General features: G+C 52.9%; 19 protein-coding genes. 10 read left to right on the plus strand and 9 right to left on the minus strand.

Features of this window, described 5'->3' with window-relative positions; translation table 11 throughout:
• Positions 1 to 48: 48 nt before the first annotated feature.
• Positions 49 to 2,229 (plus strand): endonuclease/exonuclease/phosphatase family protein, encoded by a 2,181-nt coding sequence (locus tag ACSPJT_RS15715; RefSeq protein ID WP_435893507.1) that lies wholly within the window; start codon positions 49 to 51, stop codon positions 2,227 to 2,229.
• Positions 2,230 to 2,317: 88 nt separating this feature from the next.
• On the opposite strand, the gene speD is transcribed toward ACSPJT_RS15715, so the two are convergent.
• The 8 genes from speD to queA are packed head-to-tail and all read right to left on the minus strand — an operon-like array spanning position 2,318 to position 10,642.
• Positions 2,318 to 2,710: an adenosylmethionine decarboxylase gene (gene speD / locus ACSPJT_RS15720; RefSeq protein ID WP_435893508.1), complete on the minus strand. Its 393-nt coding sequence runs from the start codon at positions 2,708 to 2,710 to the stop codon at positions 2,318 to 2,320.
• 5 nt (positions 2,711 to 2,715) lie between these two features.
• Positions 2,716 to 3,807 carry an ion channel gene (locus ACSPJT_RS15725; RefSeq protein WP_435893509.1) on the minus strand — a complete coding sequence of 364 codons (1,092 nt, stop codon included), beginning with the start codon at positions 3,805 to 3,807 and terminating at the stop codon, positions 2,716 to 2,718.
• Between the two features lie 22 nt (positions 3,808 to 3,829).
• A complete protein-coding gene (locus ACSPJT_RS15730) occupies positions 3,830 to 4,621 on the minus strand; it encodes a hypothetical protein (protein ID WP_435893510.1) in 792 nt (263 codons plus the stop codon).
• Between the two features lie 9 nt (positions 4,622 to 4,630).
• Positions 4,631 to 5,527: a DUF350 domain-containing protein gene (locus ACSPJT_RS15735; protein ID WP_435893511.1), complete on the minus strand. Its 897-nt coding sequence runs from the start codon at positions 5,525 to 5,527 to the stop codon at positions 4,631 to 4,633.
• Between the two features lie 21 nt (positions 5,528 to 5,548).
• Positions 5,549 to 6,388, minus strand: a complete 840-nt coding sequence (locus tag ACSPJT_RS15740; RefSeq protein ID WP_435893512.1) for a hypothetical protein — start codon at positions 6,386 to 6,388, stop codon at positions 5,549 to 5,551.
• Positions 6,389 to 6,399: 11 nt separating this feature from the next.
• Positions 6,400 to 8,061, minus strand: coding sequence for a polyamine aminopropyltransferase (locus ACSPJT_RS15745; RefSeq protein ID WP_435893513.1), 1,662 nt, complete (start codon positions 8,059 to 8,061; stop codon positions 6,400 to 6,402).
• A 54-nt stretch (positions 8,062 to 8,115) separates the two neighbouring features.
• Entirely contained in the window at positions 8,116 to 9,588 is a 1,473-nt protein-coding gene (locus tag ACSPJT_RS15750; RefSeq protein WP_435893514.1) for a hypothetical protein, read from the minus strand.
• 52 nt (positions 9,589 to 9,640) lie between these two features.
• Positions 9,641 to 10,642: a tRNA preQ1(34) S-adenosylmethionine ribosyltransferase-isomerase QueA gene (queA, locus tag ACSPJT_RS15755; RefSeq protein ID WP_435893515.1), complete on the minus strand. Its 1,002-nt coding sequence runs from the start codon at positions 10,640 to 10,642 to the stop codon at positions 9,641 to 9,643.
• Between the two features lie 132 nt (positions 10,643 to 10,774).
• On the opposite strand from queA, the gene ACSPJT_RS15760 reads away from it, so the two are divergent.
• Positions 10,775 to 12,952, plus strand: a complete 2,178-nt coding sequence (locus ACSPJT_RS15760; protein ID WP_435893516.1) for a glycosyltransferase — start codon at positions 10,775 to 10,777, stop codon at positions 12,950 to 12,952.
• Positions 12,953 to 13,105: 153 nt separating this feature from the next.
• Complete coding sequence (locus ACSPJT_RS15765) at positions 13,106 to 13,477, plus strand: hypothetical protein (protein WP_435893517.1); 372 nt, start codon at positions 13,106 to 13,108, stop codon at positions 13,475 to 13,477.
• Positions 13,478 to 13,679: 202 nt separating this feature from the next.
• Here ACSPJT_RS15765 and ACSPJT_RS15770 read toward each other — a convergent pair whose 3' ends face one another.
• Positions 13,680 to 14,612, minus strand: a complete 933-nt coding sequence (locus tag ACSPJT_RS15770; RefSeq protein WP_435893518.1) for an ABC transporter ATP-binding protein — start codon at positions 14,610 to 14,612, stop codon at positions 13,680 to 13,682.
• A 159-nt stretch (positions 14,613 to 14,771) separates the two neighbouring features.
• Between ACSPJT_RS15770 and ACSPJT_RS15775 the strand changes: the two genes are divergently transcribed.
• From ACSPJT_RS15775 to ACSPJT_RS15805, 7 genes are all read left to right on the plus strand, one after another.
• Positions 14,772 to 17,540, plus strand: a complete 2,769-nt coding sequence (locus ACSPJT_RS15775) for a 2-oxoglutarate dehydrogenase E1 component (protein WP_435893519.1) — start codon at positions 14,772 to 14,774, stop codon at positions 17,538 to 17,540.
• A gap of 32 nt (positions 17,541 to 17,572) precedes the next feature.
• Positions 17,573 to 19,033: a dihydrolipoyllysine-residue succinyltransferase gene (gene sucB / locus ACSPJT_RS15780; protein WP_435893520.1), complete on the plus strand. Its 1,461-nt coding sequence runs from the start codon at positions 17,573 to 17,575 to the stop codon at positions 19,031 to 19,033.
• A 32-nt stretch (positions 19,034 to 19,065) separates the two neighbouring features.
• A complete protein-coding gene (locus ACSPJT_RS15785) occupies positions 19,066 to 19,359 on the plus strand; it encodes a hypothetical protein (protein WP_435893521.1) in 294 nt (97 codons plus the stop codon).
• 10 nt (positions 19,360 to 19,369) lie between these two features.
• Complete coding sequence (locus ACSPJT_RS15790) at positions 19,370 to 20,287, plus strand: DUF368 domain-containing protein (RefSeq protein WP_435893522.1); 918 nt, start codon at positions 19,370 to 19,372, stop codon at positions 20,285 to 20,287.
• A gap of 212 nt (positions 20,288 to 20,499) precedes the next feature.
• On the plus strand, positions 20,500 to 24,030 hold the full coding sequence (locus ACSPJT_RS15795) for a hypothetical protein (protein ID WP_435893523.1): 3,531 nt from the start codon (positions 20,500 to 20,502) through the stop codon (positions 24,028 to 24,030).
• 169 nt (positions 24,031 to 24,199) lie between these two features.
• Entirely contained in the window at positions 24,200 to 24,829 is a 630-nt protein-coding gene (locus ACSPJT_RS15800) for a hypothetical protein (protein ID WP_435893524.1), read from the plus strand.
• Positions 24,830 to 24,880: 51 nt separating this feature from the next.
• Positions 24,881 to 25,663 (plus strand): hypothetical protein, encoded by a 783-nt coding sequence (locus tag ACSPJT_RS15805; RefSeq protein ID WP_435893525.1) that lies wholly within the window; start codon positions 24,881 to 24,883, stop codon positions 25,661 to 25,663.
• Positions 25,664 to 25,668: the final 5 nt, after the last annotated feature.

Raw genomic sequence — 25,668 nt, forward strand, 5'->3', positions numbered from 1 at the left:
AGGCATTGTGTATAGTGAAGGTCAAAAACCATATCACATACACGAACAATGAAATACATCACACACACGCTACTATGCATGTTAGCCATGGCGTTACATGCCAGTGGGTTAACTCTAACATCGGACAGCAATAATTACCCCTCAGTATCCAGCATCACAGTTTCATGGACTGCAGGATCAGGTAATGGTAAGGACTGGATTGGTCTTTACTCGGCAGGGGTCACCCCCGGAAGTCAACATGCGATTGAGTGGGCTTACATTGGAGGCACGCAATCATCTACGGCCAATGGCCCCACGGATGGCTCGGTGACGTTCACCAATGTCAGCTTAGCCGCAGGTTCCTACAGCCTCTACTATCTCAGTAACGATACATATAACATAGCGGCAGGCCCCACCAGCTTCAGCGTCAGCAATGCACCCACTGTAAGCACTAACAAGAGCAGCTATACTTCTGGAGAAACAATCACTGTGAGCTACGCCAATGGGCCGGCCAATGACGCCGATTGGATCGGTGTTTATTTAAACGGGCAGACTCCCGGCCAAGGTGCCGCGTCGAGTTTCTGGGCTTACACAAACGGCACTCAGACAGCAGGGAGTGGCTCTGCGTCGGGTTCTGTTGACTTCACTAACCCAGGTTTGGCTGCAGGAAATTATAGCGTATTCTTCTTGGAAAACGATGGCTTCACAGTGCTGTCAGGGCCGTATAATTTCAGCGTGGTCCAAGGAAGCGGTGGAGGGCCGTCCGTCACTACTAACAAGTCGAGTTATGCTTATGACGAAACCATCACCGTCGACTTCGCAGGAGGCCCAGCCAATGACGCTGACTGGATTGCCGTCTATCCCAGCGGTCAGACACCTGGAGTAGGTGGATATGCTCTCTGGTTATATACCAATGGCACCACATCCACTGGAGGTGGTAGCTCGTCCGGAACGATTTATTTTTCCAGCCCCGGCTTATCACCCGGTAATTACGATATCTATTTTCTTGAGAACAATGGCTACACGGTTCTCTCAGGACCGAGCACAATCACCGTTGAGTCCCAAGCTGGCCCTGCCTTACCAAAATGGGCTGTGTCCACCTTTCGGCGTGTGCACGGCGTGGTAGGAAATGCGTATGTTGGAAAAATCGGAGCCTATGCAGCTGATCCAGATGCCGGTGATACACTTAGTTTCTCTCTAGTCAGCGGTCCTTCCTGGCTTTCCGTGGCATCGAACGGCACGCTGTCAGGCACGCCTGCTAGCGGTGATGTGGGAACGAATACTTTTGTCGTTCGCGCTACCGATTTGGGCAATAACTCAGCGGATGCCACCATGACTATCAAGGTTTTCGCCAGTGGTGCTGAGGCAGTGAGTCAGATCAAAGTCCTTTCTTACAACTTGTGGCATGGATTTGGTAAAATAAACAACGGCCACCGCAAAGGACTCGAGTCCATCATTCAGTCTGATGCGGACATCATTGGAACTCAGGAAACCGTCGACAACGTCAGCGGCTCGAACGTTTTTCAGGCACAAGCCGTTGCTGAAGCATTAGGCTGGCATTGGAGTCCGGTCTCAGGGGATTCTGGAATTATTAGCCGATATCCTATAACCGAAGAGTTCAGCGCTGGAATAGCTAATGGAATTAAAGTTGAACTAACCGCTAGCCCTAAGAAAGAGGTCATTCTCTACAACTGTCATCTCGACTACCTCCATTATGGTCCTTACGCGGCTCAGCTAAGTGGTGCCACAAGCAAGAAGGTGCTGAGGGAAGAGAAAAAGTCACAGCGTGATGAGGAAATTGCAGACATTATTTCTAACATGTCCGCTCATTTGAATAATGCGAATAATATCCCGGTTATTTTAACAGGTGATTTTAACGCTCCGTCACATCTGGATTGGACGTCTGCCACCGCTTCTTCACACGGTGGTGTGGGATACGTTGCTTGGCCGACGAGTCTTGCCTGTGTCAATGCCGGCCTACTGGACTCCTTCCGGATGATCCACCCGAACCCCGCCAATACTCCAGGGAATACTTGGTCACCACTCTTCAAGGGGAGCGAAGCTCAGGATAGAATCGATTTTGTCTATTATAAAGGTCATGGACTCACGGTGACCGATTCTCAAGTATATGTGAAAGCAGTAGAGGTAACGCTTGGAGCATGGGGCAGCAGTATCACCCCTGCACTCAACAACACTTGGCCATCTGACCACTCCGCAGTGCTATCCACCTTCACTGTTGCTGATCAGTAGAGCTGAAATCTACAAACTCTGAGTAGATCAATCGGGTGTGCATTATTCTGCATACCCGATTTTTTTTGTTCAGTCCACAAGCCTATTCCTATATCCGTGCGGTTTCAATCACAGGCGGCCGTCTTTCCAAACGTGTCAGGGTATGTTTCCCCGGGTTGAATGCCGCTAGCAGCTGGTCGGTGATATTTTCCGCGATCTCCGGTAGGCCACAGGTGAAGACATCGAGAGCCGCGTAGCCGTGTTCCGGCCATGTGTGAATGGCGATGTGGCTTTCGGCGATGACTACCACTCCACTGAGCCCATGGGGATTGAACTGGTGCAGCACGGTTTCGACTACGGTGGCCCCTGCTTCCTTGGCGGCTTTTTCCAGTGTCTTTTTTAGCAGCGGTAAGTCTGTTAGTAAGGCCGGGACACAGTCGGCACACTCCAGGAGGTAGTGAACTCCGGGGGCTGGGTGTGATGGCTGTGATTCGGGAAACATGGTGGTTATGAGGCTAAAAGAGCGTTTTCAAAGTCAGTAAAATGCTTGCGGCTATCCGTCAGCACAAAAAGTTGATCACTGGCTTCGATAATCACCGATTTGGCAGGATTAAGTATGCTGTCTGCGCCGCGTTTGATACCGATGATTTGTAATTCAGTATCGCTTTTCAAGGCAGCCGCTTGAAGTTCACGAATGGGTTTGCCAGTGAGTCGAGTTTCGCACACGTAGAGCTGACTGCCGACCTTGTTTGATAACAGCTGGGAGAACGCACCGTGTAATCCAGGGTGGAGAAATTCCTGCACGAGGATGCGATCGCAGATGCCCTCGGTGGCCACCGCGCTGTCGATGGTTGAGTGGCTGACCATGCGCAGGCTGCGCTCGTTCACCAGCTCGGCGACGGTGTTGATGTTAGTGCCGGTTTCTTGTTCGATGTGTTCGATGATCGAGCCAATGGCGTAGGTGCAGGCGTCACTTGATGGTGAGCCAGGGTCCTTGGCGAGGACGAAGGCTCCCGTCGCCAGGCGGATGTTAGCGCGTTCCAGAGCAAGGTCATCGGTCGGGTCGCCTTTGACAAATTCGATGCCTTCCTTGCGCAGCGAGTGGGGGATTTCATCGATCGAATCGCAGAGTAACACGATGTCAGTGTCCCGGTGTCGCTCGGTAGCACGAATTTCCTGCACGATTTGCAGAACTTTGGATTCCGAGGGGCAGTGACAGATGATGATGTGGTTTTTCATTTTACAAGGGGCTAGACCTTTTCGTTTGCGGGCGGAGAAATCAATGAGGGCTTCGGCGAGGCTTCCTAACAGGTAGCCGATCAGTCCGATGCCGAGGATGAAACAGGGGTAGGCGATGAAGAACCGGCCGATGAATGTCTGCGGATAGTAATCACCGTAGCCTACCGTGGTCATAGTGACCATCGCCCACCAGATCGAGTCTGTTAGGGTGAGGTCCGCTTGCACATCGCGTTCGGCATAGTAAAACCCGACACCGAAGATGAGGTTCAGCAAAAACGCACCCGAGAGGGCGATGAGGATACGGCCTAGCAGGGAAATTTTTCCCAGCTGAAGGATGCGGCGCAGTATCACGAAAATCATGGCGGAAAAGAAAGGGGGAGGTTCAGTCCAGGGTCCAGGGCTTCTGCCAGATCGGGCTGTCCCAGCCGGGCAGAGGCTTGGGGATATCGTAGTTATGCCGGTCTTTCAGCGGATACCACGCTTGCAGGTTGCTGTGAATGCCGACATCGGACGGATGTATCTCGCGGAGAATGCGGAAGCCTTGCTCGGCGATGTCATCTAACACATCTTCACCGGAGATGGTGCCGCCTTCGACGTGATCGTCCGGATAGGCGAGATCGATGGGTTTGATTGCGCTGTTGCAGATTTCCAGAATCTCATCCCAGAGGTTTCCGGAGTTCATTTCCAGCGGCCAGTAAGTATTGCCATCGGCCAGACGGTTCTCATGCACAAACTGGCAGTAAACCATCTCCACCGCACTGCCTCCCAGGTGTTCGATGATGGGGATGCGCAGATCCTCCCAGCGTTCGTTGTCCAAGTAACGTTCCCAGGCAGCGGTGGATGTAAAATTATCAAACTCTTCGAAAGCAAACTGCCCCTCGGCGAGATCGACGGCGGAGAAGATATCGAAGTAAGTCAGCAGGGTGGTGTAACGCGCGGCGAAGGCACTGGCTTTGCTTTTGCCTGATTCTGTTAGCACGTAGTGGTGCTTGTCATTGATCTCCACCAGCTCCTTCGATTGCAGCCAAGTGAGCGTGGGCTGGAGGTATTCTTCGTCGTTCGGCAGCAGCACATCGTAGCTGCGGTTTTCCTTGTGCATGAGCGACAGCAGGAAGGTGCCGGCGAAGGTTTTGATTTCCTCCGAAGAAATGGAGAAATGGATGACGGAATACATGACTGAATGTTAGAAAAAGGATCCCTGAATGAGCAAGGCGACGCCCACGGCGGTGGATACCTCGATCAGTGCGGCACCCCAGTTCTGGTCCTTGTGGATTTCATCATCAAGATGAGCACCGGGCAGGAGGATCTTATCCACGACGCAGCGTGTAATGATCAAGAGCACGGCGGCGACGATGCCCCAGACGACGAGCGAGCCGATGCTGTCGTAGCGTTTGACAAAAAATTCCAGCAGCAGGCCGAAGGCGATCAAACTACCGCCCAGTGCCACACCGGCGGCGGCATTGTCGCGCTCGATTTCCGCATGGAGATCGAAGCGGGTGCATTTCTGGTAGATGAAGCAGAAGACGAACAGTAGGATCTGAGTGATGACAAACCAGACGACGGCGGCACCGAGTTCGGCGATAAAGGAACCGGATTCTTCATCGCCTAACACAGCACGGATCACCAGAGCGGTGGCGATGTAGGAACCTGCCTGGGCGGCACCCATGCCGATGTTTTTATCGGTGACCAGTTCCTTTTTGTTAGAAAACTTGGGGAAGAGAACTTTATCGTTAAAGATGCGGGAGATCAGCAGTAGCACACAGGCGATGCCGGCCCATGCAGCGGTGCTTCCAAGATCGATGAGCCAGGCATTTTCATCCGCCTCCAGCACTTTCAAGCTGGCAGGAGCGGTGAGGATGCCGTGGATGACCAAGCAGAGGGAAAAGAGGAATCCGGCGAAGGAAACCGCCACGGCCTTGTTGTCGTGCTTGGTCAGTTGGTCGTTCAGTGAGTAACCGGCGCAGGCTTGGTTAATGGCTTTGGCCAGCCAGAGAATGGCGGCGGCTACGATGAGGTAAACAGCCACCCGCAAGTCGGCAAGGTCGCTGAGTGCGGAGAAATCGAATGCGTTTTCAAACATGGGATGTGATTTTTAGGGGGATTATTTGCCGCCGCCGAAGGAGCTGCGTGAGCGGGAGGATGAGGAACTGCCGTAACGGGACGATGAGGATTTGGATCCGAAGCCCTTGCGGCTGGAAAGCGTCTTGGAAGGATTGCGTTTCTGGAAGCTTTTCTGGCTGGCAGTGGGGTTCTTCAGCGGGGCTTTGATCTTGCTGGCCGTCTTATTGAAATTCGGAGACTTGATGGGTTTCTGCACCGCAGGTTTGGTGCTGGACTGGATGTTTTTGGCGTAAGGCTGGGCTTTGTGGTGGTTGTTATAAGCCGCGCTGGATCTGGGCGAGTAACTCGAGTAGTAGCTAGGGTAGCGGTTGTAGCCCCATGGTGAATAGTAAGGACGGTGGGCGCTGATGAGGTAGCTCCAGAGCAGCACATCCGTCATCGATGTGCGGTGATGATAGTAGTGATTGTTGCCGTAGATGTGGCTGTTTCCGTGGGTCTGCACGGTGACTTGTTTGTCGGCTCCCTGCTCAAACTGGATGACACAGAGCTCCTGTTCCTCATTTTCCTCCGCACTCAATTCGGTGGTGAGTGAGAATCCATGTTGGCCGTCCTGATTGATTTCGGTGACCTTGATGTAGTCCACCTTGCTGTCCTCATCGAGGTCGAGGTTATTGATCTGGTTGCCTTTTTCGTTGAGTTTTTTCTCGAACTCCTCGGCGGTTTTCACCTTGGTGGCCAGATCGGTGACGGCTTGGAGGTTGAGTCCGTCGGCGGCTGTCTGGACGATGGTGGTGACGTATTGCGTGTCTTTTTTACCACAGCCGCTGAGTAATAGGGCGGCGGCAGCCAGGGGGAGGAGAAGGAGTCTTTGAATCATCATTAGGAGGGCGGTTAGTATTTCCAGCCTTGAAGGTAATATTCCAAAACGGCAGGTCGGGTCAATGTTGTGATATTTTCGTTAGGGGTGTCGAGAGTTCCTTTGCCAAAATGGAGACTCGCACGGATCAGATCGGGCGTGAGATAACGGAGATCGGAGGGGAGTGGTCGGCTGTTTTCCAGTTTGTGGGTCAGTTCTGGCTCGGTTTGTGTCCCTTGGTGGCCAGCGATCCACCACCCCCACTCGCCGAAGGACGGCACGTGATCATGGTAGGGCACGGCGCTGTAACCAGCAGCTCTGAGAGTGCGACCGATGCAGAGAAACGCTTCCTTGGCCCGATACGGTGAGGTGGACTGCTGCACCAGCACACCGTCCGCGTTGAGTTTGCTTTTTAACGCCTGGTAAAATGGCAGACTGTAGAGCTTGGCGAGATCCGGACTGGAGGGGTCTGGGAAATCGAGGATGATGCAGTCGAATGTGCCGGTCGCCTGCTGTACATAGGCAATGGCGTCCAGATTGATCACTTGGAGCTCTGGCGAGTAGGGATTTCCGGGCTGGATGGTGCGCCGCTGGTTGGGTAGCTCGAGCGAGTATCTGCCGTGTGGGTTGATTGTTTGATTAGAAACCGTCTGCACACGTGCGTTGGTTAGGCTGCCCTGATTGATGCCCACGAGATCCGGCTGCTCGGCGGCGAGTCGGGTCATTTCCGGATCCAGATCGACCAGCACGATTTCTTCGACGTCAGGGTACTTCAGCAGCTCGCGCACCGCCAAGCCATCGCCGCCGCCGAGCACAAGTATCCGTTTTCTGTTAGTAAGCAACTGCATCGGCGGGTGCACTAACATTTCGTGGTAAATGAACTCATCCGTGGAGGAAAATTGGATATGGCCGTTGATGTAACAGCGGAGGTTGTCTTTCTTGTCCTTGGTGAGAACGATGTGCTGATACTGGGTGGTTTCTGAGAAGATGATCCGATCAAGATAAAGCTGCTGTTCGGCGTAGAGCGACCAGCGGTGGGAGTTTGCCACACCGATACCCAAAGCCACAGTAGTGACAATGATGCCGATCAGGATGAGCGCCGGTTGACGTGTCTGTTTCCGAAAGAAAACCCAGCAGAGCAAAGCCGCCGCCACGGTGAGGAAGGCCAAAATGTAAGCCGTCTGATGCAGGGAGAAAAACTTAGGCAGCACAAAGATCCACAGCAAGCCCCCTGCCAGCGCGCCGATGTAATCCATTTTCAAGACCCGCGCCAGATTGTTCCGAATGTCCTCCGAGTAGCCCTCGTTGATACGTGTGATCAGCGGGATTTCAAAACCGATCAGCAGTCCGATCACAGAGATCAGGGAGTAGTGCACGAGACCGAATTGATAAGGTGCGTAAGAAAATGCCAGCAACATCAGCAGCGGTCCAAACCCTCCCAGCAGAGCTAACAGAAGCTGCGAACCAAGTATCGAAGAGACCACACGCTTTGCCGGAATAAACCGCTGGATCTCCGCGCCCATGCCCATACAAAAGAGCATAATGGCAATCACCACCGCCCACTGCTGGACACTATTACCCAGTAAATCCGACGCAATCCGTGAAAAGGTATATTCGTAAGCAAGTCCACAGCCGCCCATCACGAAAATGACGACCCCAAGAATCCATCCGGGACTGTGATCTGCTGAGCGCGGCATGGGTGAGCTATAATCAGGCTGGACTGTGCTGGCACGACTAAATGCCAGATAATTCTAGTCAGGATCAGGAAAGGTGAATGTATCCTTGTTCTGCTTCCACCATTTCTGAGCAGTCTTGGCGTGCCAGGAGGCTCTTTCGTTTTTATGGTTTTGATACCATTTTTGACCCGTGAGTGATTGAAAGGTGATAACAGCCTCTTCATTTACCATCGCCCAAGAATGAGCTGAACCGCCGTCAATGACCAAGCTGTAGCTGTGGATACACGGGTCGACTTCAGCTAAGGCAAACATGGCATCGTGTAGTAGATATGTATTCCAGTGGAAATCATCTACAGTCACGAGTTTGGAATCCTTTTTTAAATGTGCTAGAGCCACGGTGTAAGCTGTGTGATCAGGTGTGGGTTTGGTGTTTTCCTTCAGGTATAAGGCTACTTTTTCTCTGATGCTTTGGTCGTCTAATAAGGATAATGCTAGTGCAGCCGTCGCAACAGGTGACGGGTTCTGCGGATAATCCGAGGTCGGTCCGATGATCATGAATTCATGTTCGCCAAAAACATATGGCCGGAGTAGATCGGCAACCCCTGTAATCTTGTGGCGGGCAAACCATAGAAAACTTTGCGATAGATGATAGTTGTCCGCAGGATGCTGGAGTGATTTTTTAAGGAGTGTTAGAAGGTGCTGTTGCTGTGCAGAGGAGAAAGGTGGTTTGAAAATATCATGACGCACCATCAAGAAACAGGCACCCGTGCTCTCGGCGGGTGACAGATCAGGTGCAGCATTGAGCAGCTTGAGTCGGGAGTTTTCAGGCAGCATAGTTAGGGCCTCTTCTGCGATTTGGTCAGCGATTCTGTAGGTGAGCCATGGTGCGGGCCTAGTGCTGAAAGCTCGGAAGATATCTTTCCCCAGATCGAGGTGTGATTCGTAGGCGGCGATAAGGCGTTCGGCTTGTTGTTTGATCACATCTTCGTGATCCGTGTCCGCGCTTCTTGAGTAATCAAAGTGTTGGTGGGCGCCTTCGTTAAAACAGGCCACAAACCTTTGATGATTGGTTTTCTTCGTGGCGGCTTCCTTTTCCTTGGCTCGCCGTGTGTCCGCTGGATAGTCGAATCCATTTTTTTCAAACCACTCAATCAGATCACTCGACGACTCCTGAGTTAGCAGGCTGTCTTCATCCCACTGTCCGCTATGCCAGCGTAGACTGCGATTGTGATGGTATCCGACCGTGCCCATGGAAATTTTACCCTGATACAAGGTCATGAGAAAATCCCCGTCACACATGCAATGAAAACCGCTTTGTGAATCGTTGATTTTGATCATTGATAACAATTCGGTCACCTTATCGTGGCCATCAATGGTGTGCCAAACGACTTGTTCGCGAGGCTTCTGGATGAGGATACGATCTGCTGCAGCGAAATGGGTGGATAGTTCTTCGGCTCGTTGTGAACTGAGCACTTCCTCAACAGGTGCTTTTCGATCACATGCTGCAATGAATAAGCAAAAGACGAGTATCGAGCTAACGGATCGCATGATAGGCATCATGATACGAGCCAGAGAGAAGTTAGGCAAGATAGGAAGCCATTTAGACAATCAACATACAATCGCCGTAGGAGAAGAATCGATACTTCTCCCGCACCGCCTCGGCGTATGCACTGAGGATGAGTTCTCTGTTGGCAAACGCCGATACTAACATGATGAGGGTACTCTGGGGGAGGTGGAAATTGGTCAGCAAGACATCGACGACTTTGAAATCGTAGGGGGGATTGATGAAAATATCTGTCTCGCCGCGCGTTGCGCGAATTTGTGATTCCTGATTTGTGATTTGTGTTCTCGCGAGACTCTCCAGCACGCGGGTGCAGGTGGTGCCGGTGGAGATGACGCGGCCGCTTTTCTTGGCGGCGTTGATTCGGTCGGCTGTTTCCTGGCTGAGATGGAATCGCTCGGAGTGCATCTCGTGGTCCTTAATCAGCTCAGCTTTGACCGGGCGGAAGGTGCCTACTCCTACGTGGAGGGTGAGGAAAGCGTGGTTGATGTTAGAAAGAATCTCGGGGGTGAAGTGAAGGCCGGCGGTGGGCGCGGCGATGGCCCCTTCCTCGCGGGCGAAGGTGGTCTGGTAACGATCGCGATCTTCAACGTCGCTCTCACGATTCATGTAGTGAGGCAGTGCGAGACGACCGTGCGTCTCCTCGTCAACTTCACGATCCCAGCGGATGATGCGGTTACCATTCTCTAACACACTTTCCACGGTGCCAGTAGCCTCGCCGATTTCCACCGTGCGGCCGGGTTTCATTTTTTTGCCCGGTCTAACAAGGCACTCCCACTCGACGGGCGAAAGCTTGTGGGTGCAGACGAGTTCGATTTTTCCATCGTTGGAAAAGAACCGGGCGGGGGTGACTTTGGTATCGTTGAGGACCAGCAGATCCTCGGGGCGGATATACTCAAGGATGTCGGTGAACATCCGGTGTTCGATTTTTCCGGAGTAGCGATGGATCACCATCATGCGCGAGGCGGCGCGATCGTCGAGCGGGCGGTCGGCGATCAGTTCTTCGGGTAGGTGGTAGTCGAAATCGATGGTTCGGAGCACGCAGAGGTTTTTAAACTCCAAATTCCAAACTTCAAAGACCAAACGTGAAATCCGAAATGGTGAAGTGTACGCAATTTGGTATTTGGTATTTAGTATTCGGGGTTTTAAGTTCACCGCGTGCCGGGGGAGAAAATGCAGCGCTTGCAGGTCGACGGAAAATTTTTCCGTGCCGGAGGCAGGCGTGTGTTCCTAAAAATGGTGACGTTCGGCCCGTTTCCTGACGATCGCCCTCCTCATTTGAAAGACCTGCCCGCAGAGATGCGGCGTATCCGGTCAGCAGGGTTCAATGCGGTCCGGGTTTACGGTGATTTTGACCCGATGTTACTCGATGCTGCTGCCGGTGCTGGTGTGTGGGTGTTCATCGGGCTGAGCTGGAGTCCTGGTCGGGATTTTGTTTCAAACCCAGCGCTGTTTGCCGAAGCCAGGCTGGCATTGGATGATGGTCTGCAGAAATGGGGTGATCACCCTGCGGTGGCCGGAGTCATGGTGGCGAACGAAATCCCCGCAGACTTGGTTCGCTGGATGGGGGTAAATATGGTGAGATCCGCTCTGGAGCAACTGATCGATCAGGCACGTGCACTAAAGCCGGAATTGCTCTATGCCTATGCCAGTTTCCCGACCACGGAATACCTCGAGCCCGACAATGCGGATTTCACCGCGATGAATGTCTATCTCGAACGCCGCGAAGATTTTGCAGCCTACCTGCCGAGATTGCACAATGTGGCAGGCGACCGTCCGGTGCTGATCAGTGAATTTGGTCTCGATTCTCAACGAGGTGGAGAAGCTGGTCAGGCCGAGGCTATGCAATGGTGCGTGGCTGAGTGTTTGTCAGCAGGCATGGCCGGGGTGACGATATATGCATGGAGTGACTGCTGGCTGAATGCTGGCCAAGTGGTGGAGGACTGGGATTTCGGAATCACTGATCGGAATGGCAGGGCGAAGCCGGCTCTCGAGCGGTTAGCTGAAGTGCTTCCTGAAATCCACGAGCCAGAGGATGGAATCACCGTTTCTAATTGGCCGAAGTTTTCCGTGGTTGTTTGCACATACAATGGAGGTCACCGGATGGAGCGTTGTCTCAATGCTTTGATTGGGCTGGATTATCCAAACTATGAAATAATCGTGGTGGATGATGGCTCGACTGATGACACCGCTGATGTGGTGGGTGCTTACGAACAAGTGAAATTGATCCAGATCGATCACTCCGGTCTGAGTGAGGCACGAAATCGGGGCGCGGAAGCTGCTCAGGGAGAGATCGTAGCCTACACAGATGACGATTGCGAACCTGATACCGCTTGGCTGAAGTGGCTGGCCCACGCCTTCGTTCAGGAAAACTGGGATGCATGCGGAGGGCCGAACCTTCCTCCTGAGCCGGACTCTGGCAGTCATTTTGATGACCGGGTAGACGAGGCGGTAGTCGCCTCTGCTCCGGGGGCGCCGTCCCATGTTTTGTTAGGAGATCAGACGGCGGAGCATTTGCCAGGTTGTAACTTGGTGGTAAAGAAGTCGGTGTTAGAAGCCGTTGGAGGATTCAATGCCGATTATCGAGTGGCAGGCGACGATGTCGATTTCTGTTGGCGACTGCATGAGGCTGGTTACCGCATGGGCTTTCACGGTGCTGCCTTTGTCTGGCACCGCCGCCGGACTACTCTGTGGAGGTATTTCAAGCAGCAGTATGGCTATGGCAAAGCCGAGGCGATATTGATGCGCGATCACCCGGAACGTTTCAGGCGGGGTGGTGGCGCATTGTGGCAAGGTCATGTTTATGCAGGGGGAGCAATGTGCGCTCATCAGGGAAGTGTGATCTATCATGGATACATGGGCACTGCGGGTTATCAACAGCTCACTGTTAGGATGCAGCCTCAGCGACCACTTCGGCACGGATACGATAATCGTGGAGCAAGGTGGAGGCTCGCCATTGCTGAGGCGCTTCAGCCGCGCATCCGTGGTTTCGCCCGATGGTGGTATAGCTTTGGCCACCGCTCGAAGTTAGAGCGAGTGCCGCGGCGCAATGAATTCATTCTCGTCGATAGCATGGAGACGTTCAACGAGTATGAATCAAAATGGTGGAATGCTCAGCGTATTCCTCGGGAGACGGTGCTGGATGCGGTTAGTCAGGACGGGTGGACCGCTTTGGAAAATGATAGTGAGTGGGATTTGATGAGGGATGGGTTACGATTGCTGATCGCTGTGGAAATTCTTGATGATGGCCATCTTGTTCTGACCAGGATGGAGCGCAGCGCAAAGAGCGGGGGACGCCTGCCGGCGGACTTTGTGGACAGACTTGAGGCGCTCGGACTCATCCGGATCTGACCTTTAGTGTGGAGGGCTCAGATTTTCGCTAGCGTTATAATCAAGCTGGGCGATTGTAACAGTGGATCGCCTAATATTGTGCTTTAATCCACGTATTGAAATCGATCTCGGAGAAATCCATCGCTCACAAACAACAAACCGAACAAACATATTATGGAAACAAACAATCACGAAAACCACGAAGACAAATGCTGCGGCGATGCCAAACGCCACTTTGAGTCCTGCTCTGACGCTTTTAATTCAGCCAAGGACGACGCAACTGAAAAAGCACGCCAGGCAGCCCCCAAAGTCAAGGGAGCGATTGCCGACGCAGTGTTCGATGTCGCCTACGGTGCTGCTTATGGGGCATTCTTTGCCAGCGCATTTGCCAACGAATTCATACCACAGGCTGTGAAAGACGGCTTGGCCAAAGGCGCGGCTGCTGGTCGCGATGCGGCTGAAAAAATGCGTGAAAAGACAAGTAAATCAAGCTCTGCAGAAGATCAGAGCGGAGGCGGCACTATCGAGCTTCCTGCCCACGCATAAAAAAAATAACTTTTGATGCATAATTTGTAAGTCGTGCGTCAAATATACGTAATAGACCCTGACGAAAGTTGTGTATTCGTCGTGTGTTGATTTTAGGAGTCAAATCCTTAATCGTAAGTGTGTATGATCGGTGTTCTGATTCGTCAGGACACCGATCCTTTTTTTGCCCAGTGGTTGAGCTGGGCCCTATTTTTATGACGTCTCAGTCCTTGCGCGTGAGTTCCACGAAAACGTCCTCCAAAGTGGACTGATGTCGGTGAATGGTGCGAATCGGCCAGCCATATTGACTGGCTAAGTTGGCGATGCGCTCACGCGTGTCCGTGCCCGAGTCTACAAGGACAGAGAAGCGCGACCAGTCGTCAGGAGAGTCTTCTTGAATCACTTTTTTGACGTGTTCGAGTCGGCTGATGGCGCCAGCGGCCGTTTCTGCATCGGCTTGAACTTCGATGCTGATTTTTCCTGCAGCGCGCATATCGTGAACTAGTTCGGACGGCGATCCGGTGGCTTTGATCTTACCTTCATCGATGATGATCACGTGATCACAGGTCATTTCCACTTCGTGCAGAATGTGGGTGGAAACGAGGATGGTATGGGTTTCGCCGAGACGCTTGATCAGGTTCCGTATCGAGCGGATCTGGTTCGGGTCGAGACCATTGGTCGGTTCGTCGAGGATCAGCAGATCGGGTTTATGAACCAAGGCGTCTGCCAGGCCCACACGCTGACGGTATCCTTTCGAGAGCGTCTTGATCATTTTCCTCCGCACATGGGTGAGACCGCAGAGGTCCATGGCTTCGCCGATGTGGTTACGGGCGTCCTTGCCCTTGAGGCCTTTCAGCTGGGCGCGGTATTTGAGATATTCTCGCACGCGCATCTCATCGTAAAGAGGCACATTCTCTGGCATGTATCCGATTTTTCGGCGAGCTTTCAGCGATTGTCTGAAAATGTCATAACCTGCGATGCTGGCGCTCCCGGACGACGGTGGCAGGTAGCCGGTGAGCATGCGTAGTGTGGTGGTTTTTCCGGCTCCGTTAGGGCCGAGGAAACCGACGATTTTACCAGCGCCAACATGGAACGTGAGATCATTAACTGCGGTGTGTCTGCCGTAGCGTTTGGTGAGGTTGCGGACGTCGATCATAAAAGGTGCTGCAAAAGGTGGTGTATGAGACAAATTCGTGATAAAAAGATGCCTTGTGCGTTGACTCTCGGGGGGCGTGCCAGTAATTAGACCCAAGTTTCAGCGCACACCAAGCACGAAAACCAAACCACACCGCGAAAGCCTCATTTTTTTCTACTTATGAAATCATCTGTATCCGCACGCTTCAACGCAGATTTATTGGAGCAAAATTATGACAAATGGTGTGAAGACCCTCAGTCTGTGGATGCAGATTGGTGTGCATTCTTCGAGGGCTTCGAGCTCGGCTCAGCCCAGTTGAAACAGCGCGGTGATGCAGTGGCATCGACTCCGGTGGGTGACACCGCCAGCGAGCATTCGCTGAACTTCCGAGGCAAGGTGGTTAGTTTGGTATACAATTACCGCACGCTCGGTCACACGCAGGCTTATTTGAATCCCCTTGATGAAAGTGGTGCCCGTAATCCGCGTCTCGAACTGTCGCAGTTCGGTTTGGATGAGTCCGATATGGATCGTGAGGTTTCCACCCAGTTTTTCCGCACCGGCCAGAAGATGAAACTGCGCGATATGGTGCAGGCTCTCGAGGAAACCTACTCGGGCTACATCGGTTTTGAATTCATGCACATCCACAACACGGAAGTGCGGAACTGGATCCGTGCCCGGATCGAGCATCGCTTCGAGACCCAACCGCGGATGAACATCAATAAATCCCAGGTGCTTCGCTGGCTTCTGGAATCTCAGCTTTTCGAATCATTCGTCGCCAAGAAATTCCTCGGTGAGAAGCGATTCTCTCTCGAGGGTGGCGAGGCTGCCATGGTGGTGCTCAATACCATCTTGGAAAAATGCCCGTCTACCGGCGTTCTGGAAATCGAGATGGGCATGGCGCACCGTGGTCGACTTAACGTGCTGCGGAACTTCCTGCACAAGTCACTGACCACACTTCTCTATGAGTTCACCCCGAACTACGTGCCAGACCTTGTTGCTGGCGATGGCGATGTGAAATACCACCTCGGTTACGAAGGTGTGCGTGAGCTTGCTGATGGAGACGTTAGAGTGAGCTTGGCCGCTAACCCCAGTCACCTTGAGGCCGTCAATGCCGTGGTTGAAGGTAAGGCCCGCGCCCGTCAGCGTATGATCGGCGATGATGGTGCCAAGAGCGACCGCAAGCAGGTCCTCCCCATCCTCCTTCACGGTGATGCCGCCTTTGCCGGTCAGGGCCCTGTCGCTGAAGTGTTAAACCTTTCCCAGCTGCCAGGCTACCGCACCGGCGGCACCATTCACCTGATCATTAACAACCAGATCGGTTTCACCACGATGCCGGAGGACGCCCGTTCATCTGACTACGCTACGGACGTGGCGAAAATGATCGAGGCTCCCATCATCCACGTTAACGGAGAGGAGCCTACCGAGCTGGCATGGGCTGCGATCACAGCGCTTGAGTTCAGACAGCGATTCGGCCGCGATGTCGTCATCGACATGTATTGCTACCGTCGTCATGGCCACAACGAGGCTGATCAGGCAGCGTTCACTCAGCCGCATATTTACAAGAAAGTCGACGCGCGCAAGCCGATCGGCGATCTCTACAAAGCCCGAGTCGTCGCGGAAGGCGCGGTCAGCCAGCAGGATGCCGATGCCATTCAGAACGAGATCGAGGCATCCCTCGAAGAAGGTTATCAAAAAATGGTTCAGCACATGGAGGCTGGAGACCGCAATGTCTTCAGTGGTTCCACCGCCGAACCTCAGCCGTCCTACTCACACGCACCAGTTCCCACCGGAATCTCTCGTGACACGCTGCAGCACATCGGCAAGGTTCTAACAACCATTCCCGAAGGCTTCAACCTGCACAACACCCTCGCCAAACGTTTCATTCCCCGTCGTAAAGAAGCCTTGGAAACAGGCACTCACTTCGACTGGGCTTTTGCTGAGTCTTTAGCTTGGGGAGCTTTGCTGATGGAAGGAAATCCAGTCCGTCTTTCCGGTCAGGACGTACGTCGTGGCACCTTCAGTCACCGTCATGCCGTTTTCTACGATTCAGAAAGTCGGGCCCGTTACATTCCTCTAACATACCTTTCCAAGGATCAGGCGAAATTCTGTGTCTATAACAGCCTTCTCTCCGAGGCTGCTGTGTTAGGCTTCGACTACGGTTACTCACTCGGCTGTCCTAACATGCTTATCATGTGGGAAGCTCAGTTTGGTGATTTCGCCAATGGCGCCCAAGTGATCATTGATCAGTTTATCTCTTCCGCAGAATCCAAGTGGCAGACTCCAAGTAGCATGGTGATGCTGCTTCCTCACGGCTACGAAGGCATGGGGCCAGAGCACTCAAGTGCACGTCTCGAACGTTTCCTCCAGCTTTGTGCGGAGAAGAACATCCAAGTAGCCAACCTCACCACACCTGCTCAGTATTTCCACATTCTTCGTCGCCAGAAGAAACGTAGCTTCCGCAAGCCGCTGATCCTGATGACTCCCAAGAGCCTGCTGACTCGCCCCGAGGCGGTATCCAGCGAGGCAGATTTCCTCGAGGGTGCTTGTTTCCAAGAAATCCTTCCGGACACCAAGGCTTTTGAGAAGCCAGAGGAGGTAGAGCGCATCGTTTTCTGCACCGGTAAAGTCTTCTACGATCTGGTCCAGTATCGCGATGAAATGGAGATCAATAACACCGCCATCGTGCGCATCGAGCAGCTTTATCCATTCAACGACGAAATGCTTGAGCTGATCATCAGCGAATATCCACAGGCCCGTAAGTGGGTGTGGGCTCAGGAAGAGCCCAAAAACATGGGTGCTTGGACTTACATCGCTCCTCGCCTACAGGAAATCCTTCGTTCAAGAATTCGCTACGCTGGTCGGAAACCATCATCCAGCCCCGCAGCTGGCTCCAAGGCCATGCACGTTCGCGAACAGAAAATGCTTATCGAGCAGGCTTTTGAAGTCTAACAAATCACATCACCTAACAACTATCATTTCCCATGGCTACTGAAGTCAAGATTCCTAACGTCGGAGAGTCCATTACCTCCGCCAACGTCGCGCGCTGGCACAAACAAGACGGAGATACCGTCAGTAAGGGCGAGACCGTTCTCACAATTGAAACCGACAAAGTTTCCAATGATCTCGAAGCGGATGCTGCCGGCACACTCAAGATTCTCGTCCCCGAGGGCGATGAGGTAGCTATCGGAACAGTAGTGGCCACCATCGAAGAAAGCGCAGCGGCATCTCAAGATGCCGAACCTGCCGATTCCGCACCAAGCTCATCATCAGACCAAGCATCGGCTCCCGCGCCTGCTGCCTCAGCCAATGATGGCAAAGTCATCGAGATCAAAGTGCCCGCCGCAGGTGAGTCCATCACTTCGGCCAACATTGGCCGCTGGCATATCTCTAACGGAGACAGCGTTGCCAAAGGTGACATCTTGGTGACTCTGGAAACAGACAAAGTCTCCAACGAACTCGAAGCCGAGGATAACGGCACAGTCAACATCACCGTGCAAGAAGGCGAAGAAGTGGACATTGGCACTGTGATCGGCACTCTCACTGTGGGCTCTGCTCCAGCACAGTCACAACAGCAAAGCCAGCCTGAGGCCTCGGCACCAGCAGCTTCCGAGCCAGCCAAACCAGCCGCCGCTGCGCCTGCACCCGCTGCTTCAGCTCCAGCTGCGCCTGTAAGCATGAAGCCCGATCTTGCCGTAGTCCCTGATCCGCCAGAGCGTTCAGGCCAAGCCCAGAGCGAGGATAATGGTCGCACTACTCGTAAGAAAATGTCCATGCTGCGCCGCAAGATCGCCAGCCACTTGGTCAATGCTCAGCAGACTGCCGCTATTTTGACCACCTTCAACGAGGTCGACATGACCGCCGTGATGAAGTTACGCAAAGAAGTCCAGGAGGACTTCGTCGCCAAATACGGCTGCAAGTTAGGCTTCATGTCCTTCTTCGTCAAAGCCACGGTGCAAGCCCTGAAGGATGTGCCCGGGATTAACGCCCGCATCGACGGAACCGATATCATTGAGAACAATTTCTTCGATGTCGGTGTCGCCATCGGCACGGAGAAAGGTCTCGTAGTTCCAGTTCTTCGCGACTGCGATCAAAAAGGCTTCGCTGAAATCGAGCAAGAAATCATCGACTACGCAGGCAAAGCCAAGGAAGGCAAAATTCAACTGTCAGACCTGCAAGGCGGTGTCTTCACCATCTCTAACGGAGGTGTATACGGGTCTCTTCTCAGCACCCCGATCCTTAACCCGCCACAGTCCGGAATTCTCGGCATGCACACCATCCAACAGCGCCCGATGGCAGTGAATGGTGAAGTGGTGATTCTGCCGATGATGTATCTCGCCCTGAGTTACGATCACCGCTTGGTCGATGGCAAAGAGGCAGTCACCTTCCTGCTCCGCATCAAAGACTGTCTGGAAAACCCAGGCCGCCTGATGCTGGAAATGTAAGGTTCCGCATTGCCCGGACCACATGCAAGCTAATGAAAACCTCTGGTCTCAACGATAAAGTCAAAGACCGTGAGAGTTTGGTAAAGTGTGCCAAGTATCCGCGAGCTGCTGCCATAGGTGGTTTGGTTCTCGTCGTGTTATCAGCGTTTGGTATGTTCTACTCAAATCAGTTTCCGGGAACGAGCCTTAACGTGCTTGCCCCAATTACCTTTATCTCTGGTATTGTGATCTGTCTTAAAGCTCAGGTGATTTCTCCCATGGCCCGTGAAATCACCAGACTTCAAGAACGCATCAAACAGCTCGAAAATAGAGGCGCTGATATCTAACGGTTTTAGAATGGAACATTTTTTTACTTTTCTCAAAGGTTTCGCCATGGGGGCGGCCAATGTTGTCCCCGGTGTATCTGGCGGGACTATCGCATTTATCACGGGTATCTATCAGAGGTTGTTAGATGCGCTGAAAGCTTTCGATATGAAGGCGATCCGGATGTTGTTGAAATTCGACATCGGAGCCTTTGCTAAACACGTCGACCTCGGCTTTTTAATCTCCCTCGGCCTTGGCGTATTGGCCAGTATCGTAACCTTGGCGAAAGTCCTCAAGGATGCCTACGAGCACAGCCCAGTGCTAGTGGATGCATTTTTCTTTGGTCTCATCCTGGCCTCGATTTTTTCTGTTGGGAGAATGGTGAAAAAATGGCGGGTTATCGAAATCATCTCGTTATTGATCGGAACCGCCATTGCCGTTTGGTTGGCTTTTCTGGAGCCAGCTGGTGAGAACAGAAACATCGGTTACCTCCTCATTTGCGGAGTGGCTGGTATGTGCAGTATGATTATTCCCGGCATTTCCGGATCATTTATTCTTCTCTTGATGGGGAACTATAAACTCATCGTGCTTCATGCCGTCAACGACCTGCGCGCATTCAAATTTTCGGAGTCATTGCCAATTTTGATGCCTGTCGGTCTGGGTGCGGTATTAGGTCTGATTGTGTTATCGCGCGTGCTTAGCTGGTTGTTTAAAAAATACCACGATACTGCGGTAGCTTTGATTACAGGTTTCGTCGCTGGCTCACTAGTTATTATCTGGCCTTGGAAATCGATTGCCGAATACGTGATCGTTAAGGGCAAGATGAAGGTGATTGCTTGGAATCGCGAAGTTCCCGATTTCCAGGTCGGAACCACTTGGGTAGCCATCGCCTGGTTAGTGGCTGGTATTGCTGTGATTGCCGTGACTGAAAAGCTGGCAGCGAAAAAGTGAAGGCGTAATAAGTCTCTGATCAAGAGCTGTATTCGTAGCCACTGGAGGCTCTTTAAACTATTGTTCAAATATGGACACTTAGGAAAAGCTGCGTTGACCGGCGTGTATTCAAAGTGAATACTAAAAGGCAAATGCTAGCCAGAGGTCCAAGGTGTGTACTTACCAGTAGAAGAGTCAGCCAACACGGCTTTTCTTTGGTCGCTACCATTAGCGTGATGACTCTGCTGCTATTGATCTCTTTGGCGATGTTGAGTCTGGGGCAACTTCATTCACGCAGCGCGAACAACGATCAGGCACAGATACAAGCCGAGGCGAATGCAAGAGTTGCGCTGATGATTGCCATTGGTGAATTACAGAAATACGCCGGTTCGGATCAGCGGGTGACAGCTCGTGCCGACATCACAGATGAGGACTGGCACAAGACTGAGTCGGATCTAGAAAATCCTCTATATACCTATGTGTGGGATGTGAGTGGTTCTGAAATGGACCTAAGCCCGAGTAGCTACGCGATTAATGTTGAGACCAATCGGCACCGCCCAGGGATGATCCCAGGTCACGACTTCAAACGCAAACCTGCGGTTCTGGTGAGTGGTAACGCAAGGTTTGATCTAACGGATGGTAGTCGTTTGTTAGATAAGACGAGTTACCCTGAAGGATATGTCACCGCGGACAAGGCAGCTGATCAAAAATGGGTGAATATCGTGTCCTCCGAGTTCATGCTGCAACACGACGACGCTCCCGCCGCACGCCCAGTGAATGTGCCGCTCGTCGGTATCCAGGGCGGCGAATACGCATGGTGGGTGGCCGATGAATCGGTAAAGAACCGGGTGGATTTGGGAAACCAGCATGAGCAAGACTCAGTGGCTGCACGCATGATGGCGCAACGTGCTCCTATCAACCCATTCCGCGATGGTGCGGATGGTCTGGAAATGGATACTCGGGAGGCGTCTCAATTGGTAACAGTGGGGGCGACTGGCTTAGCTCATGACATGCAGCGTGATCAAACGGGGGGAGCATTCAGTTATTCACCTGATCTAACAGTATCCTCCGAAAATTTGCTTACCGATGTGCGGAGCGGAGGACTGCGCCAGGATCTCACCTATGCGATTTTCAATGATCAAAATGCTCCGGATATGCCGGAGGAGCTGATGGATGTTTCGCCGCAGATGGACGCCCTCTCTGCCCAGGCGTGGGGACCACCTGCGAGTGGAGACAGCAATAATGGTGGCCTAAGCCCGATGCCGGTCTATTTCCGCAACTATGCCAATAGGTTCAATGGGAATGCGAATCAGGAGGTTTCGATTGGCACAGATGGCATTGCGCCGGTGATGAGTCAGGTGCAGTCCGGCATCCATGCAGCGTATCGCATCGTCGAGCCTGGGAAATTCCAGGTCTACTACTCCGTGTTTCCTGCGGTGACTTTGTGGAATCCTTACAACGTGCCGATCCGATTAGATAAGCGGATCGAGATTCACCAGGAAAGGCGCAGCGGAACGGCGAACTGGTGGTTGTATTTGTTCCGGGCGAACTATTCCCTGCAGAGCGAACCCGGAGCCACGATATTCTCGGAAGGTAAGGTGTACAATAACAGCGGAGGAGCCAGAGGGGGGTGGAAATTTACCATGGTCATCACAGCCGATGTAGATGCCGTCCTCAAGCCTGGCGAGACCATGGTGTTCTCACCGGAAGCCAATACATTCGACCATAGTCCAGCCGCGCAATATACATCTCCTCCACCGGGGGAATCATGGACCGGTTCCACCCGTGCGACATCGTTCACAGTCGAATTGGCAAAAGGCTGGCGGCCAGGCAAAGGACACGCCTTCTCTCTGGACGGACGCACCCATGACATGGCGACACTGGCTCCAACGGATACACGTTACCCCAAGATTTCCTTTGGACTTGGTGGCGTAGGAAACGATAACAACCTCTGGTATGCCCGATACGATGACAGCGGGAGTATGAAATACATGTCTTACTGGTCCCGACTGAGCAGCCGCGTCGGGTCGAACTCACCGTTCTTTGATGCTCCCACCACAGACGATTCCCATCAGGACACACGCGGGGATTTCCCCGGCTTGCTTTACAAATACGCACTGCGCATGGGGGAAGACTACCTACCGTTGCAAGCTGACCGAATTCATCCGGACCAGAAGAGTCTGCTGTTTCCATACATGGCGCATTACAATCCCAAGGCGGTCTTCCACGCAGGTATCGGTGACACGTATTCCCATAGCAAGAACTCGGGGCTCACCAAATTCTATGCTTCCGAGGGCACTGAGATTTCCCCCTCCCTCATGGGTGGGCTTTATGATTACCAGAATGCACGCAGCATTTATACTGTGCCAACGGTCGACGCCGAAGAGAGGCAGACATTCATCGGCAACGGATATCTGGGACCTGCAAAAAAGATGGTTATTTCAGAAACCGGATCGGGCCCGGAGCCGGGCTACCCGAATGGTGAATCGGGTTCGATCACCTCGTTGACACAGCTGAATCACTCTGGCTTCACGGCGGGTGCCAACACAACACGCGGCACGCTTCGTTATATGTGGTTGGGAACCTCAAATTACCCAGCTTATCCGATCGGCAACTCCATAGCAGATTTCAGACTCAATGTCCTGCACGATGATGTTTCCTCGCCATCCTTGGTGCACGTCGGCAGCATGGGTAAACGGGACTACCAAAACTGGCGGGTAACCAGCAACCACTACGATATCTCTTATCTATTGAATGATCGCTACTACGACCGTTACTTCTTTTCCACGGTGCCCCAGACAGGGAAATACATGCCTGAAGAGCCGTTGATCAACTCACGCATGCGACCGCAGACCGAGGACGTGGAGATGCTGCGCCAGATTACGAGTGCCAAACGTCTCAGACTGCGTGGTGGCTTTAACATCAACTCAACCTCGGTTGCCGCCTGGGAAATGCTGCTGTCCTCTTCGCTCGGTATCGATCGCGATCAGCTCGGGGGATCGCCTGAAAGCACGGTGAGTTTTTCTCCGCGCATGGACGCCTTCGGCAGCGTCGATGTCACCAGCATCTCCGAAACCGATGCGGCATCGGGGGATAAACATATACGATTAACCTCGGACCAAGTGCGCACACTGGCGGAGGAAATCGTGCACCAGATCAAAAGACGCGGCCCGTTTCCCAGTGTGGCATCATTTGTCAACCGGACCGACCAACTGGAAAGTCTGCTACGCGAGGACACATCCGGTGGCGGGGCGGAGTATGAGGATGTTAGATTTGCGGGCGCTATCCAAGCCGCGATCGATGCAGCGGGACTGTTGGGAACACTGGAAGGTGACAAGGTCATCGATCCGTCAGAATATGTCGACGACATACGATTTTACCCAGGGGCAAAGTCAGTTAGAAAATCGGCGAATTCCCATCTTCCGGGAGCGTTGAAGCAAAGCGACATCCTTCGGCAGATCGACCCCTTCATCACTGCCCGCGGCGACAGCTTTACGATCCGTGCCATGGGAGTAAGCAAAGATGCGGCCGGAAAGGTGCTCGCCAGAGCTGTGTGTGAGGCGGTGGTGCAGCGTGAGGTTGAATACCTGGATCCCACTGAAGCATCCGATAAAGCCCCCTATGAGGTGGCCGTCAATGACGATGGCACCAGGGAGTTTACACCAGTATTGAATCCAGTGAACCAACGCTTCGGTCGCAGATTTATCATTCAATCATTTCGCTGGTTGCCGAAGAGCGAGGTTGCTCATATGACTTCCTCCTGATCGGTGGTAATTTAGCGTCCGAACTTGTATTTATAGAACTATGGAATTTTGTAGTCATCCATCTTCCTTATTTAGGCGCAGTGCTGGGCTGTGTTTCTTGATGATCGGTGTATGTGTGCTGGTTTGTTCTCCGGTGTCTGCTCAGGATGATGCTAAATCGGCGCGCAAGGTGAGATTCAAGATTTACTCATGGGTCAACGATATGGTTCAGCCCGAAGCCAAACCGTCAGGAAAGGAACTCTACTGCCGAACACCGAAGGGCTATCAGGCAATGGTAGTGAACCCGGCCGAAGTCAGCCCTGAGTATGAAGGTCTGCTGACGGATGGCAGTCTCGTATTTTACAAACGCACCGAGGTCGACGGAGAACAAGCGTATACTCCTGTGGCAGAGACCCCCGTGCCCGCCGGTGCTGAGCAGCTGTTCATCTATCATTTTGCCGAAGGCGATAAAAACAAAGTGCTAGCTGTCGACACCAGCTTGCGCAGCTTTCCCATGGGGCAGTTTGTATTTCTGAATACCACTGAGCAGCCCGTGATCCTGAGCATCAACGGCAAGGCGATCGGTGTGAAACCTCGCTCTAGGGGGAAGATGAAATACGCGATATCCTCCAAGGGCACGCTGCGCATTGAGGTGAAATCGACAGACAAGCCCCAGAAGTTACTGGCCGTGATGACGGTCGGTGGCCGCAGTGAGCAGAGAATTATTGGATTTTTTCATGCCTTCCGTGACGGCAAGACACACCGACTGTTACTCGAACGTGGGGTTGACCGGCAGGCAGACATCATCAATCGCGATTAGTTAGGCGCATGATGAGACGACATTGATAACCCCATTTCCCACAACCAAGCTATGAAACACCAAACTCCCTTCATGCTAACATGCATGCTTATCCTTTGCGTTGCTCTCGGTAGTCAGTCATGGGCAGAGCCTGATATCGGTCCTGCAGAGCAGCAGGATACTGCGGGCAAAGAGGTAGAAGCTGTCGCCGTTAATCCTGATGGCGGGCCCCTGCTTGTCGCGAGTTGGGAAAGTGATGATCTCGCTGCTGTCGATCACCCCCTGGTCGAGGCGATCTTTGTCAAAAAGGGTGGTGTGTTTGTAAAAGAAATGCAACGCGCGTCATTGGACGCTGCCGACTACAAACTTTCTCCCACTCAAGAAGGCATCATGGTGATGCGGAAACAGGTCGATGTAGAAGGCATCATGTCCTACAAAGAGGCTTGCAAGTTCACGTTCGAGGAGGGCGTCACCAGAGTCTTCGTCTATCTCCTCCAGAAAAAAGGAAAACTAACAGCTGTTGCGGTGGATCTTGCCGAGCGTTCGTTTCCACTGGGGACTTTTCAGTTTGTGAACACCACGGACAAAGCAGTTCACGTCAGCGTCAACGACGAGACGATGAAGGTCGAGGCAGGCCATCGTGGCGTGGTGCGTTACCAGCTCAGCGATAGTGGAACCATGCGTGTGGTGGCCAGTAACACGGATGATCCTTCGAAGAAGTTGGCGGTCATGACCATCGGTGGTCGCGCGGGTCAGCGAATGCTTGGGCTGTTCCACACCACTCGGGGAGATCAAAACCATCGCATTCTCATCGAACGAGGCATCGACCGGCAGGGCAGAGTGATCAACCGATAGAAGAG

Origin of the sequence: Oceaniferula spumae (assembly GCF_042849255.1) — a bacterium.
Taxonomy (GTDB): Bacteria; Verrucomicrobiota; Verrucomicrobiia; order Verrucomicrobiales; family Akkermansiaceae; genus Oceaniferula; species Oceaniferula spumae.